At 58.0% G+C, this 14,255-nt stretch carries 13 protein-coding genes; 9 read left to right on the top strand and 4 right to left on the bottom strand.

The annotated features are described in order from the left end of the window. Window positions 1–45: 45 nt before the first annotated feature. Both ctaD and coxB read right to left on the bottom strand, forming a co-directional pair. Window positions 46–1,632 carry a cytochrome c oxidase subunit I gene (ctaD, locus tag FDP08_RS13010; protein ID WP_137436564.1) on the bottom strand — a complete coding sequence of 529 codons (1,587 nt, stop codon included), beginning with the start codon at window positions 1,630–1,632 and terminating at the stop codon, window positions 46–48. 103 nt (window positions 1,633–1,735) lie between these two features. After that, entirely contained in the window at window positions 1,736–2,860 is a 1,125-nt protein-coding gene (coxB, locus tag FDP08_RS13005; RefSeq protein WP_137436563.1) for a cytochrome c oxidase subunit II, read from the bottom strand. 264 nt (window positions 2,861–3,124) lie between these two features. Between coxB and FDP08_RS13000 the strand changes: the two genes are divergently transcribed. The 7 genes from FDP08_RS13000 (at window position 3,125) to FDP08_RS12970 (ending at window position 9,992) form a co-directional block, all read left to right on the top strand. Then, window positions 3,125–4,396, top strand: coding sequence for an MATE family efflux transporter (locus FDP08_RS13000; RefSeq protein ID WP_206077292.1), 1,272 nt, complete (start codon window positions 3,125–3,127; stop codon window positions 4,394–4,396). A 204-nt stretch (window positions 4,397–4,600) separates the two neighbouring features. Beyond that, window positions 4,601–5,248 carry a hypothetical protein gene (locus FDP08_RS12995; protein ID WP_137436561.1) on the top strand — a complete coding sequence of 216 codons (648 nt, stop codon included), beginning with the start codon at window positions 4,601–4,603 and terminating at the stop codon, window positions 5,246–5,248. Between the two features lie 24 nt (window positions 5,249–5,272). Further along, on the top strand, window positions 5,273–5,932 hold the full coding sequence (locus tag FDP08_RS12990; protein WP_137436560.1) for a methylamine utilization protein: 660 nt from the start codon (window positions 5,273–5,275) through the stop codon (window positions 5,930–5,932). Next, window positions 5,932–8,205, top strand: a complete 2,274-nt coding sequence (locus FDP08_RS12985; RefSeq protein WP_137436559.1) for a putative bifunctional diguanylate cyclase/phosphodiesterase — start codon at window positions 5,932–5,934, stop codon at window positions 8,203–8,205. Before FDP08_RS12990 ends, FDP08_RS12985 begins: the two co-directional genes overlap by 1 nt. Beyond that, window positions 8,202–9,083 (top strand): DUF3034 family protein, encoded by an 882-nt coding sequence (locus FDP08_RS12980; protein ID WP_137436558.1) that lies wholly within the window; start codon window positions 8,202–8,204, stop codon window positions 9,081–9,083. The genes FDP08_RS12985 and FDP08_RS12980 overlap by 4 nt, the downstream gene beginning before the upstream one ends. 17 nt (window positions 9,084–9,100) lie before the next feature. Beyond that, entirely contained in the window at window positions 9,101–9,541 is a 441-nt protein-coding gene (locus FDP08_RS12975) for a group I truncated hemoglobin (RefSeq protein WP_137436557.1), read from the top strand. 64 nt (window positions 9,542–9,605) lie between these two features. Next, complete coding sequence (locus FDP08_RS12970) at window positions 9,606–9,992, top strand: DoxX family protein (RefSeq protein WP_137436556.1); 387 nt, start codon at window positions 9,606–9,608, stop codon at window positions 9,990–9,992. A 2-nt stretch (window positions 9,993–9,994) separates the two neighbouring features. Here the strand turns inward: FDP08_RS12970 and FDP08_RS12965 are convergent, their stop codons facing one another. Next, window positions 9,995–11,794, bottom strand: a complete 1,800-nt coding sequence (locus tag FDP08_RS12965) for a sensor domain-containing diguanylate cyclase (protein ID WP_137436555.1) — start codon at window positions 11,792–11,794, stop codon at window positions 9,995–9,997. Window positions 11,795–11,957: 163 nt separating this feature from the next. Here FDP08_RS12965 and FDP08_RS12960 point away from each other — a divergent pair, with 163 nt between their 5' ends. Together FDP08_RS12960 and FDP08_RS12955 are read left to right on the top strand one after the other, a co-directional pair. Continuing rightward, the gene (locus tag FDP08_RS12960; RefSeq protein WP_137436554.1) at window positions 11,958–12,188 is read left to right on the top strand and encodes a DUF1653 domain-containing protein; all 231 of its coding nucleotides are present in this window, start codon (window positions 11,958–11,960) and stop codon (window positions 12,186–12,188) included. Window positions 12,189–12,300: 112 nt separating this feature from the next. Then, window positions 12,301–13,623 (top strand): Na+/H+ antiporter family protein, encoded by a 1,323-nt coding sequence (locus tag FDP08_RS12955; RefSeq protein WP_137436553.1) that lies wholly within the window; start codon window positions 12,301–12,303, stop codon window positions 13,621–13,623. A gap of 353 nt (window positions 13,624–13,976) precedes the next feature. Here FDP08_RS12955 and FDP08_RS12950 read toward each other — a convergent pair whose 3' ends face one another. After that, window positions 13,977–14,231 carry a YheV family putative zinc ribbon protein gene (locus FDP08_RS12950; protein ID WP_137436552.1) on the bottom strand — a complete coding sequence of 85 codons (255 nt, stop codon included), beginning with the start codon at window positions 14,229–14,231 and terminating at the stop codon, window positions 13,977–13,979. Window positions 14,232–14,255: the final 24 nt, after the last annotated feature.

Raw genomic sequence — 14,255 nt, 5'->3', positions numbered from 1 at the left:
ATCTCCGATGGCTTATCCGTTATCGTTTATTATTTTCCCGGCCGCTCACTTCACTTCCGGCGGGGTGGAGAAGGTGTGGTAAGGCGCCGGAGAGGGAACAGTCCACTCAAGGCCTTCCGCTCCATCCCAGGGATTGGCAGCAGCCTTCTTGCCACCCTTCACACACTTGACCACGATCACCAGGAACAGGATCTGGGTGGCCCCAAACATGAAGGCACCGATACTGGACACCATATTGAAGTCGGCAAACTGCAGCGCGTAGTCCGGAATGCGTCGCGGCATACCCGCCAGGCCAAGGAAATGCATGGGGAAGAAGGCCAGGTTCATGCCCACGAAAGACAGCCAGAAATGGGTTTTTGCCAGGGTTTCGTCATACATGTGGCCTGTCCATTTGGGCAGCCAGAAGTAAGCCGAGGCAAAAATGCCGAAGATGGCACCCGGTACCAGTACGTAGTGGAAGTGGGCAACCACGAAGTAGGTATCGTGGTACTGGAAATCCGCGGGCGCAATGGCCAGCATCAGTCCGGAGAAACCGCCGATGGTGAACAGGATGACAAAGGCCACCGCGAACAGCATCGGTGCCTCGAACGTCAGCGAGCCACGGAACATGGTCGCCACCCAGTTGAATACCTTCACCCCGGTAGGCACCGCAATCAGCATGGTGGCATACATGAAGAACAGCTGGCCGGCGATGGGGATACCCACGGTAAACATGTGGTGTGCCCAGACCACGAACGACAGCAGGGCAATGGCGCCCACCGCGTAGACCATAGAGGCATAGCCAAACAGTGGTTTGCGGGAGAACGCCGGGATAATGTGGGACACCGCGCCGAAAGCCGGCAGGATCATGATGTACACCTCGGGGTGCCCGAAGAACCAGAACACATGCTGGAACAGTACCGGGTCGCCGCCGCCGGAGGCATCAAAGAAGCTGGTGCCAAAGTTGATGTCCATCAGCATCATGGTAACCACGCCAGCCAGAACCGGCATAACCGCAATCAGCAGGAAAGCGGTGATCAGCCAGGTCCATACGAACAGGGGCATTTTCATCAGGGTCATGCCCGGAGCCCGCATGTTGAGGATGGTGGCAATGACGTTGATGGCACCCATGATCGACGACACACCCATGATGTGAACGGCAAAGATAAAGAAGGTGGTACTTGGCGGGCCATAGGTGGTCGACAGCGGCGCGTAGAAGGTCCAGCCAAAGTTCGGAGCCCCGCCCTGCATGAACAGGGTGGATACCAGAATCAGGAAGGCGCAAGGCAGCAGCCAGAAACTCCAGTTGTTCATCCGTGGCAGCGCCATGTCTGGAGCGCCTACCATCAGCGGGATCATCCAGTTGGCAAGGCCAACAAAGGCCGGCATGACCGCACCGAACACCATGATCAGACCATGCATGGTCGTCATCTGGTTGAAGAATTCCGGCTCAACAATCTGCAGGCCCGGCTGGAACAGCTCAGCCCTGATAACCATGGCCATGGCCCCGCCAAGCAGGAACATGGTGAAACTGAATATCAGGTACATGGACCCGATATCCTTGTGATTGGTCGTCAGCAGCCACCGTGTAATGCCCTTCGCGGGGCCGTGGTGATGATCGTCCTGGGCGTGGGTATCTGCAACCGCACTCATGAAAAACCCCCGTTACCGCCGTGTTGTTCTGGCTGGTGATGTCATTAGTCTGGCGAAATTGGACGGGGCAGGCTGCAACCCTGGTTATAGCCTGCCCGGTTCATCATTCCTGATTCTTGTACTCGAATACTTCTTTCGGCGTAATCATCTCACCGGTATCGTTACCCCAGGCGTTACGCTCATAGGTGATAACCGCTGCAAGATCGACTTCGCTCAGCTGGCCACCAAACGCCTGCATGGCGGTACCGGAAACACCGTTAACAACAATATCCAGGTGCGCATCCATATCTTCCAGGGCAATCTGGCTGCCTTTGAGCGCCGGGAACGCTGGTGGCGCACCGCTGCCATCGGCCTGGTGACAGGACGCACAGGCACTGGCGTAGGCCTTCTCGCCACGCTCCATCAGCTCTTCCAGTGTCCAGTCTTTCTCGGTGAGTTCGCGCTCACGCTGGGCGGCTTCCTTCTGCTCCGCCACCCAGGCATCGTATTCCTCCTGAGGAACTGCCTTTACCACCACCGGCATAAAACCGTGTTTTACGCCGCATAACTCGGTGCATTGACCACGGTAAATACCCGGCTCATCGACTCTGGTCCAGGCCTCGTTAACAAAACCAGGTATGGCATCCTTTTTGATGCCGAACTCAGGCACCCACCAGCTGTGGATAACATCGTTGGCTGTGAGCAGCAGGCGAATCTTTGCGCCCACCGGCACCACCATTGGGTTATCGACATCCAGCAAGTAGTTTTCTGACTTGGCGGTACGGTTGTAAATCTCGTCATCACTGGTGGAAATATTGGAAAAATACCCGAAATCATCGTCGATATAATCGTATTTCCAGCGCCACTGATAACCGGTGACCTTGATATCAATATCGGCTTCGCTGGAGTCGTACATGTCGACCAGCGTCGCGGTGGCGGGAATAGCCATCACCACGAGAATAACCAGGGGGATGATCGTCCACAGAATCTCGACCAGCGTATTCTCGTGGAAGTTGGCCGGTTTACGACCCGAAGATTTGCGGTGGGCAAATATTGACCAGAACATGATACCAAAGACCACAACGCCGATGACGACGCAGATCCACAGGATGGTCATGTGAAGGCTGAAAATCTCGTTACTGGTACCGGTGACCCCGGGACTCATGTTCAGCGTCCAGTCCGCCATGGACAACGCTGGCGTCATAAGTCCGCCCAAGAGGACACCTGCCCGCTTAGCGTGCACGCGCATAATACTGTGTCTCCACAGAGTGTTATTCTTGTCGGATTTTGCGTCCAATCCCTCTGTTCCGGACAGTGCTCGCACACACCGTTCGGGCTAGAGTGGAAGTCTGCTATGGATAATTCACGCACCAAGTATAGACACAGATCAAAAAAATGCGAAAGTCCGAGTGGCCATTAATCGACTAAAGAAGGAACTTTTTTCATTTCTGTAGAATCGTCCCCGAAACTCACCACCACGGATCGCCGGCTCTGGGCACTGGCATGGCCCCTGATGCTCACCAACCTCACGGTGCCGCTTCTGGGGCTGGTGGATACCGCTGTGCTGGGGCACCTGGAGAGCCCGGAATACCTGGGCGCTGTTGCCGTGGGCGCAAACCTGTTCAGCATTCTGTACTGGACCTTCGGCTTCATGCGCATGGGCACTACCGGCCTTGCAGCCCAGGCCTGGGGCAAGCGGGATGAATTCGCGCAGATCGCACTGTTGTTGCGCTCGGTATTGTTGGCTGTCGGAATAGGCCTGTTGCTGATCCTGCTCCACCAGCCCCTGATCCGCCTCGGCCTTGAGCTGATGAACCCCAGTGAACGTGTTGCAGCGCTTGCCGCAGAGTATGCCAGCATTCGTATCTGGAGCGCCCCGGCGGTACTGTGCCAGTACACCCTGGTGGGCTGGCTTATCGGCACTCAATTGCCCAAGGGGCCAATGGTCATGCTGATTGTGGCGAACGGGCTCAACATCGTTCTGGACATTCTGTTCGTCACCGGCTTCGGCTGGAACAGCCGTGGCGTTGCCATGGCCACCGTGCTGGCCGAATACTCTGCAGCGGCCATCGGGTTTCGCATGGTGCTGCTGCGGATGCCGGCTGGTCAGGGTTTCAGCCGCGCCCTGTTCGGCCAGCTGAACGACTACCTCCGAATACTGCAGGTCAACCGTTACATCATGGTGCGAACCATCGCCCTGCTGCTGGTGCTGGCATTTTTTACCGCGCAGGGAGCAAGGCAGGGCGACACCATACTGGCCGCCAATGCCGTCCTGATCACTTTTCTGCTGGTGATCTCCAACGGCCTGGATGGCTTTGCCAATGCCGCCGAGGCGCTGATTGGTGAGGCCGTGGGCAAAAACAGCCGTCAGCAATTCCACCAGGTATTCAGGGTGGCTTTTCGCTGGTCACTGTGGGGTTCGGTACTGTTTACGGTGGCATTTGTGTTGGGCGGGCGCTACCTGATAAGCCTGCTGACAGGCATCGATGAAGTACGTACCACCGCCTGGCTCTACCTGCCTTGGCTGTGGGTGCTGCCACTGGCCGCCGTATGGGGTTATCTGCTGGACGGCGTTTTTATTGGTGCCACCCGCACCCGGGACATGCAGAACACCATGCTGTTTTCGGCTGTAGTGGTGTTTCTGCCGGTATGGTGGCTGACCACAGGCTGGGGCAACCATGGGCTCTGGTTCTCCCTGATCTGCCTGATGCTGGCTCGTGCTGTCACCATGGGACTGCTTTTTATCAGCCATTCGCGGCACGATCGGTGGTTTTCGCAACAATAAGCTAACGCCAGCGATATTCAATGACTATCCTGTTCAGGTTTTAATGTGGATGCCAGAGCAGCCTGCAAAAACTCGTCTACACTTGTGAGAAAAGGCAGGCATGTTGCGGTGGCCAGCCGCTTCCCCGTGCCCCCTGACGACCCTATTCGTATAACGGGAGGCGCCTTGCGACCCCATTCAGTTCAGAGACCGGCATCTCCTGAAATGACACCAAAGGTTGTTCTCGACATCATTGACCAGGCACGCAGGCAGGAAGCCCGCTCCGGCACCTTCCTCGAGCAGATGCGGGAGAGGGCGACGTGTTTGCCTGCCACAATCACAATCGATGGCTATCAGCCTGCCACCTGCCTGTTTCAGTTTGCCATCGAATACATTGAAATGGCCCCGAGGCTGATCGAGTGCGTTGAGGCCTGTGCAAAGGAAGCCGGCAAGGCCGACTTGTTCGCGCCCTTCGTGAACGCTGCGATCGGTTATTTTACCCAGCCATCTGTTCTTCTTGTCCGCTATGATGGCCTTGATGGCCTTCTCATACGGGCCTACCTCTGCCATCGCCTGATGGAGGAAATGTACGAAAACAACCGCTCCACCCGGGCCAGCGAGCTGGTGGATGTAGAGGCAACCCGGGCCAACCTGCTTGCCCATCAACTGATCGGCGAACCCTTTGCCAATGAGCTGGACCAGTCAATCACCGTTACTGTCCTGCAGATTGCCGGCACACCGGATTATTACGAACTGAATCTGGATCCGTTCGTAGAACAGACAAGGAATGCTGCATGGGACTGGATGAAACACTACTGGGAAAACCTGCTGGTACGTAACCACATACGCTTGTCGTTAGGTGCGGGCATATGACGACGACGCGGATGGCTCATAACGATGTACAGACCAATCATTACCCTGATAATCGCGCTGACCAGCCCCATTTGCCTGGGCGCCGAACCCACTGGCTTGACACTGGTGCTGACCGACAGCACCACCGGGCAGCCAGTGGTGAACGCTGTTGTGATTCTCGACAGTGGTACTGAAAACCAGCCCACTGAGGCGGAAATCATCCAGAAGAACCGGGAATTTCAACCACACACCCTGGTCATTGCACGAAATTCAAAGGTAGATTTCCCCAATCGTGACAACACCCAGCATCACGTCTATTCCTTCTCGCCTGCCAAGGTATTCGATCTTGAGCTCTATGCTGGCCGACCGGAAGAGCCCATCACCTTCGACCAGACCGGCGTGGTGGAAATTGGCTGCAACATCCATGACAACATGCAGGGTTTCCTCCTGGTTACCGACGTAACCCCCGCCGGTTACACCGATGACCAGGGCCTATTGGATCTGCACCTGCCGGCATCCGCCGACGGCAGCGCGGAATCAGGCCTGCGCGTCTGGCATCCACGTATGACCGACAACACGCGCATGGCCCGTTTTACGGTGAACCAGCCTTACCCGGAACCCCTTGAGCTCGCCGTTGAACTATCACCCGAGCCAGCCGGCGGTGACAGGCTGGACGGCCTGCAGAAACGGTTCCGGGAGCTTTGATGGCTGTTGCTCATCGAATAGGGTTTCGCGGGCGCCTGGTAACCGTCATGGTTGCGCTGGTTGCCGTTGTCAGCCTTAGCATCGGTGGTTTGCTGATGCTGTATTTATTCGAGGATGAGAAGGTCCGTGCCAAGGAACAATTGAGGCTGGGGGAACGGGTCGCAGATGAAGTACTGGACCGCCGGACCAGCCTGATTCTGTCACGGCTGGATGTGGTGGTACGCGACTTCGGCTTTCGCTCAGCCGTTGCCAGTGGCGATCGACCGACTGCAGACAGCGCTCTGGCCAATCAGGCCCGCCGTGTTGGCGCCAGGTTCGCCGTGCTACTGGACAACGACAGTACTACGCTCGCAGAATCCGGCACCCTGCCAGATCAATTCCCGTCTGGCCAGTTACTGGCCGAAGCCCGGCAGTCAGGCTATGCCAGCCGTATGGCTGTTTTCGAGGATGAAGGCGTCGAGCTGATCGCCATCCCGGTTGAAGCGCCGGGACTTCGAGCCTGGCTGATTGCCGGTTTCAGCCTGGGTACTGAGCTGAGTGACGTTATCAGTCGCCTCAGTGGCACCGAGGCGCAATTCAGAACCGGTGCCGGGAGCGAAGCCAGCTTCCTCGAGAGCACCCAATATTTCACCCGTATCGTCAATCTGACTGAAAACGGCCCCTCGGCCCTGCACTTGCTGCTGCAGATCAACCGCGAAGCCAGTCTGGCGAATTACTACCGCCGTGCTGTGGAGATCCTCCTGCTGGTCAGCACCGTTCTTGTTCTGGCAGCTCTGATCGCGCTGATGATAGCCCGCAACATGGGCCGACCGGTGCTGCAACTGGCGGATTATGCCAGAGCAATCGGAGACGGCCGCACCCCATCACCTCCGCCCATTCGTGCTGGTGGTGAGCTGGCGCAGCTGCGACAGGCGCTGGGCGACATGCTGAGCAAGCTGCGGGACCGCGAGGACCAGATACGCCATGCCGCCAGCCACGATGAAATCACCGGCCTTCCCAATCGCAATGCCTTCCTGTCGCAATTGCGTGAGCAATTCTCCAGTGGCAGACCCTGCAGCCTGCTTGGGCTTCGCATTAATGACCTGTCGGACGTAAACGACACCCTCGGGCTGGAATTCGGAGACAAGGTACTTCGGGCAGTATCTGCGAGGCTTGCAGACCAGCTCCCCGACATGTCCACACTGGCGAGGACCGGGGGTGGCGAATTCCTGATGATGACGCCAGAGCAGTCGGAGGAAGAACTGGAAGCCCAGGCAAACGGGCTTCGCCTGGCGGTGGAATCACCGCTCATGATCGAAACCACCCCGTTTTCCCTCCGTTGCACCATGGTGACGCTTCAACTGCCAGCGGATGCCATGAACACCGATCAGGTCCGCAGACGGCTGAACCTGACCTTCGAGCAGGCCCAGAAAAACCGGCAGGCAGTCACCCATTACCAGCCGGGCCACGATGAAACCCATCTGCGGGAACTGCAGATCATTTCTGACCTGCACGCCGCCATAACCGGTAACAGCCTTCACATGAACTACCAGCCCAAGCTGGAAATGGCCTGCGCCAGTTTTCATCAGGCCGAAGCGCTGGTGCGCTGGATTCACCCGGAGCTGGGCTTTATTTCTCCGGAAGAGTTCATTCTCCTGGCCGAAAAGTCGGGCCAGATCAACGAGCTCACCCGGCACATCCTCCACCGGGTTGCAGAAGATGCCAGCGAGTGGCACGCCGCCGGCCTCGATGTCGGCGTTGCCATCAATCTTTCAACCCTGGACCTTACCCGCCCGGATCTTCCCATCGATGTGGCCGAAGCCTTCTCACGGTGGCAGCTGCCGATGTCCAGAATCACTCTGGAAGTGACCGAAAGCGCGCTGATGGACGATCCAGAAGCCGCCCTGGCAACCCTACGGCGGCTGCGACAACTGGGCGTAACCCTGTCGGTGGATGATTTCGGTACCGGCTATTCTTCGTTATCGCAGTTGCGCAAGTTGCCGGTACAAGAGCTGAAGATCGACAAATCCTTTGTCCTTCATCTTGACACCGAACCCCAGGACCAGCTGATCGTGCAGTCCACCATCGATATGGCCCATGGCCTGGGATTGAGAGTGGTGGCGGAAGGTATCGAGAACCTCGAAAGCTGGAACCTGCTACGGGACTGGGGTTGTGAACTGGGTCAGGGCTTTTTCCTGAGCCGGCCTGTCGCGGCAACCGATCTGCAAGCCACGGAACAGTTGTTGTCGAATCGACAGCAGGAACTCACATACACAGAAGTGACATTGCCATGACTCGGGTGGGCCGGGTATTCAGTGCAGGGATATTGATGATAGTGGTATCTGCAAACCTGCAGGCAGACACCGGCAGCCGATTGTGGGCTACCGGTGGTGTCACTTCCGTTGAGGGCAGTGCCGGCGGCGGGTTGTCCCCCTGGGCCCTGTTGGGCGGCTATGCCAGTGACGAGGAAGTGGGCGGTACCCTGACACTGTCCCGTGCTGAAACTGACGATTACACCCTTTCCGTGGTCGGTGCCGGTGTTACCTGGAAAAACCGGATCGAGCTCACCCTGGCGCGCCAGACGCTGGACCTGGACAGGCTGGTGTTCACCCTTAAGGAGGGATTCGGCCTTGAGGGAGACGAACTGGTACAGGATGTTCTTGGGCTCAAAGTCAGGCTCCTTGGCGACGCGCTCTTCAGCCCCTGGGGGCAATGGTCTGCCGGCCTGCAGCACAAGCGCAACAGGGAGTTTACGGTACCCGACGCCATTGGCGCTAAAGACGAGACCGGCACTGATGTCTATGTCGCCGGCAGCAAACTCTTCTTCGCAGCTGTGATGGATCGCAACTTACTCGTCAACGCCACTCTTCGTGGCACCAAAGCCAATCAGGGCGGGCTGCTTGGGTTTGGCGGCGACCGCAACGACAGTTATGAGGCGGTGTTCGAGGGCAGCATCGGGCTGTTTATCACACGACAGTGGCTTGTGGGCACCGAGTACCGCCAGAAGCCCGACAACCTGGGCTTTGCCACCGAAGATGACTGGTGGGACGTGTTCATCGCCTGGGTACCCGACAGACGGTTGTCGGTCACCGCCGCTTTCGTCAACCTGGGGGATGTCGCCACCCTGGAAGATCAGCGTGGCGCCTACCTTTCACTACAGGCCAGCTTCTGACAGCCCGGGAGAACCCCATGAGATACTCCGCCATTGCCGTAGCTCTGGTTACGATGCTGGCACTTGCCGGCTGCCAGTCAATGGCTGAAACAACCGACCCCTCGGAGACTCTGTATCAAAAGCTCGGAGAGCGATCCGGTATCGCCAACATTGTGGAAGACCTGCTCTATCTGATCGTTGAGGATGACCGCATCAATGAGCAATTCCGTGGCGTTGACGTGCGGCAGTTCCATACCAACCTGACGGACCAGCTCTGCGAGCTAAGCGGAGGACCCTGCACCTATTCCGGCAGGAAGATGCGAGAAAGCCATTCCGACATGAATGTAACGGATACCCAGTTCAACGCCCTTGCCGAGAACCTGATTCTCGCCATGGAACAGAACAATATTGCCACGGGTGCCCAGAACCGGCTGATCAAAAAACTGGTGCCGCTCTACCCGCAGATCCGTAACCTTTGAGACTGCCAGCAAACGGGGTAAGCTTGCCCGCTTATCCGTATTCTTATCTGAAGGGATACAGACGTTGCTGGAAAATGCAGACCTCGGAAAACTGATTGTTCGACTCACCCTTGGTGGGCTGCTGCTGTTCCATGGCATCGCAAAGCTGTTCCATGGGGTGGGGTTTATTGAAGGCCAACTGGCCAGCCACGGTATACCGGCATTTTTCGCCTGGGGCGTTTTCGTCGGAGAGTTACTGGCACCACTGATGGTCATCCTTGGTTACCAGACCCGCATTGGCGCATTGCTGATTGTCTTCAACATGCTCGTGGCTATTGCCCTGGTGCACAGCCACGAGCTGATGGCGCTGGGGAACAACGGCGGCTGGGCGCTGGAACTGCAGGGCTTCTTCCTGTTTATTGCCGTTGCAGTGATATTTCTCGGCCCGGGTCGCTACAAGTTGAAGAACTGACGCTAACAGCCGGGAACCGTCTCGGCGCCGCTCTCCCGGAATACCATCACGCGGTTGCGACCGGCGTTCTTGGCCGCGTAGAGGGCTTCGTCGGCGCGGGCTATAAGGTCTGAAGGGCGGCTCCCCGGCTCCGGGATGATTGTCGCGACACCAACACTCACTGACAGGTTTACCGGGCCAGCCTGATCATCCACCTGCACCGGCGTCTCTGCGACTGCCACCCGCAAACGCTCTCCCACACTGATGGCCCCTGCTTCCGGAGTGGCGGGCAGAAGCACACTGAATTCCTCACCGCCATAGCGCGCCAGTAAATCCCCTGAGCGGTGGATTTCACTGGCACAGGTGCGGGCAATACTGACCAGGCAATCGTCTCCGGCGAGGTGGCCAAGGTTATCGTTCACCCGCTTGAAATAATCAATATCCAGCATCACCAGGCTCAGGGGGCTCCCCTGTCTCAAGGCACGGTTCCACTCGGATTCCAGTTTCTCGTCGAAGCGACGGCGATTGGCCACCTGGGTCAGGCCATCGGTAATGGAAACGGCCTTGAGCTGTTCATTGGCCTGCTCCAGTTCTTCCGTTCGGGCCTGCACCCGGGCTTCCAGCGTCTGATTGGCCTTGCGCTGGATTTCCAGGGTGTGTTCCTGGGCCCAAATCCGGCGCTGTCGCTCCAGGTTAATGCGATAAGCCAGGGCGAACGACAACAGCATTACCTCCAGCGCCACACCAATCTGCGGTGCGGTCTCGGTCAGGGCATTGGTCGGAATCAGGCCAATCTTGCTGACAGCCATCACCAGGTGGCCCAGCAACAGGGGCGTCCAGGCAACCACATAGAAGCCAGCGAGCACCTGCCCCCGGTACCAGACAACCAGGCCTGTTAACCAAGTCAGCGGAGTAACGACCGCTGCCACCACACTGATGAGGGCTGCGGTACTCTGATAGCTGCCGAACAGGCCATAGATAAAACAGCCAATACTCGTCAGCAAAATCAGCTGTAGTAATCGGTGCGCCCCGGGGCTGTATCGTCGCACCGCCAGAAAGCTCAGCGTGAACATTGCAGCGAAGAACATATTGGCGGAGATAGCCGGGACCGTAAAATACCGGTTAATGATCGGCAGGTCCGGCCACAGCCACTGGAACACCAGACCATTGAAGTTGAGCAACACCAGGGCCGAGGCAACAACGGTGAGCACATACCACAAGTACGCCAGATGCCGGACGATCACGAAAATGAACAGGTTGTACAGGGCCATGGAAATCATGATGCCCAGAAACAGTGCCTGCCAGCCGAAGTCCAGCTGCTCAACCTCGAGGAAGTCCGACGAGGCAATGACCTGCACGGGTATCTGCACTGCCCCCTCACTCCGAACACGCACATACGCTGTGGCTGGCTCAGTATTGGAGGGCACCAGGAAGACAAAATTGCGGTGGTAGATGGGGCGAGAACTGAACACACGGCGGTCACCGGTGGCGTAGCGTTCCACCAGGTTGCCACCAATAAACCAGTAGACCCGGACATCGTCCAGCAGGGGATAGCCAATTTCCAGCACGCGATTGAACGGTTCCGCCGGCACCTCGACCCGGAGCCAGAAACTGCTGTCACTGAAGCCGAAACTCAGGGTTTCATCAGCGGCCGCTGGCTGCCATTGCGATTCGGGTAACGCCCGGATATCCTCGATATCCGTCTCCGCTTCCGGAGCTTCAACCCAGGCGACGGCAGCACTTTGTGCAAGCGCCGAGACAGGCGTCAGCAGTAGCGCCAGAAGTGCTAATCGCCAGAATTGGCAGGCAACAGGAAATCCCATAATGACTGTCTTACCCGGAACCAGAAAACTCAACTAGACTGACGAAGCCAGCAATCAGTCACGATGCCTCCCTGCGCTTTATCAGTGTCAGTCTATACGGATTCGGGGAGTAAGTCCGCGCCAAAAAACACGTAGCCACCTGCTACGCGTGGAGAAGAAGACAATGACCGACAAGAAACCGGAACTCCGCCTTGGCCGATACCGCCACTACAAGGGCCGGGATTACGAAGTCATCGGTATTGCCCGCCACAGCGAAACTGAAGAGCAGATGGTTGTCTACCGCTGCCTTTACGGCGATTACAGCCTGTGGGTAAGGCCGCTGACGATGTTCCGCGAAACCGTGGAAATGGCCGGCGAGCAGGTTCCCCGATTTGCCTACGTGGGCGACAAGTAACGGTTATCACGGTTTTGACTGCAGCACCCGTTTCCGGCACATTAGCGCGCTTTCCTGAACTGCCCCCTGCTTCAGGGCGCTGAAAGCCATTCCCGAAATCCCGGAGTCTGCCATGAATGCCGTTGTTGCTGCGGTAGCTATCATGCTCGTCCTGAGTTTGTGCCGCATCCACGTTGTCGTTGCCCTGATCATAGGCGCCGTTGCCGGAGGCCTGATCAGCGGCCTGTCGCTGGACGCCACCATTGCCGCGTTCAACGAAGGCCTCGGAGGCGGGGCAACCGTCGCGCTGTCCTACGCCACCCTGGGTGCCTTCGCCGTCGCCATCGGCAAATCCGGCCTTGCACATGCCCTTGCCGACAAGGCTCTGGCCCTGGTGGGCCGGCAGGATGACGGCAAGGCCGCTGGCGGTATACGGCTGCTGATTATCGGCCTGCTACTGGCCATCGCCATGTCGTCCCAGAATATCCTGCCGATCCACATCGCCTTCATCCCCCTGGTGGTACCGCCGTTGCTGTACGTGATGGCAAAACTGAACATGGACCGCCGCCTGGTGGCCTGCGTACTGACGTTCGGCCTGATCACTCCCTACATGTTCCTGCCCGTGGGCTTTGGCGGCATCTATCTGAATGAAATCCTGCTGGCGAACATAGGCGAGAACGGCATCGACGCCACCGGTCTCAACGTCATGTCTGCCATGGCCCTGCCGGCCCTGGGCATGCTCTGTGGTTTGCTGGTGGCGGTCTTCTTCAGCTACCGCGGCGAACGGCACTACAACCTGGACGCCATCGCCCGCACTGAACGGGTGGATGTGAACTACAACGGCGGGACATTGCTCATGGCCGTGGTCGCCATTGTGGCGGCCTTCGTGGTGCAGCTGTGGCTGGGCTCGATGATTCTCGGGGCACTGGCAGGCTTTGTCCTGTTCAACCTGTCCGGCGTGGTGAAATGGAAGGAGGCCGATGACCTGTTCACCGAAGGCATGAAGATGCTGGCGATGATCGGCTTCATCATGATCGCCGCCTCAGGCTTTGCGGAAGTGATGCGCGAAACCGGCGAAATCGCCACCCTGGTGGAAGGATCCGTTGCCACCATAGGCGACAACAAGGCCCTGGCAGCATTGCTGATGTTGGTAGTCGGCCTGCTGATCACCATGGGCATCGGTTCGTCGTTCTCCACCATCCCCATCATCGCGGCCCTGTATGTGCCTCTGGCCCTGGAACTGGGCTTCACCCCCCTGGCCATCGTGGCCCTGGTAGGCACAGCCGGCGCCCTCGGCGACGCCGGTTCCCCGGCGTCCGATTCCACCCTCGGCCCCACCGCCGGCCTCAACGTCGACGGCCAGCACAACCACATCTGGGATACGGTGGTGCCTACGTTCCTGCACTACAACCTCCCCCTATTGGGCTTTGGCTGGGTGGCGGCCATGGTTCTTTAAGACTGGGATTTGCCTGCTCTTCGTAGCCTGCCTGGATCTGGTGGCTGCGAGGGGGCAGGGGGAGTTTTTTCTCTTGAAATGGAACTCGCTGCGCTCAGACACCCATTTCTGGCGAGTAAAAATCCCCCTGCCCCCTCACGAATCAGCATCCAAGCTATCGCCAAGGACACACAAAGTGTAATTGTCCTTTCAAGCGATACCCGTGTGGTTTAAACCGGAGGGTGTTGGGGTGCTTTCTGCCGGGAAAAAGGTGTCTGAGCGCAGCGAGTTCTTTTTCCCAGAAGAAAGCACCACGACGCCCTCCAGGCCCCCCAAAACCAGCAGGCTACGAAGAAGGGCAAACTCCAAAAGTATCAGTCCTCCTCCCCGGACTTGAAAAACACCACCTGTTTGACCGTATGGTCGTCTTTGTTACTACGGGTGTTGACGCGGGTTTCCAGCTCCGGATTGGCCGGAGCTGGAGGCGCGTCGGACACCGCGTCGGTGAAGCCGCAGGCCACGCATTCGCGGACCTGGTCATCGTCGTCGGTGGTGAACATCATGATCTTGTCCATCTCCGCACAGCGGGGGCAGACAGCGCCGGCGATGAAGCGTTTTGGGGTCGGCATGGGGTTACTCCGCCTGTGACACTT

The organism is Marinobacter panjinensis (genome assembly GCF_005298175.1).
In the GTDB taxonomy this organism is placed as follows: Bacteria; Pseudomonadota; Gammaproteobacteria; order Pseudomonadales; family Oleiphilaceae; genus Marinobacter; species Marinobacter panjinensis.
This window is presented reverse-complemented; position numbering and strand designations above follow the sequence as displayed.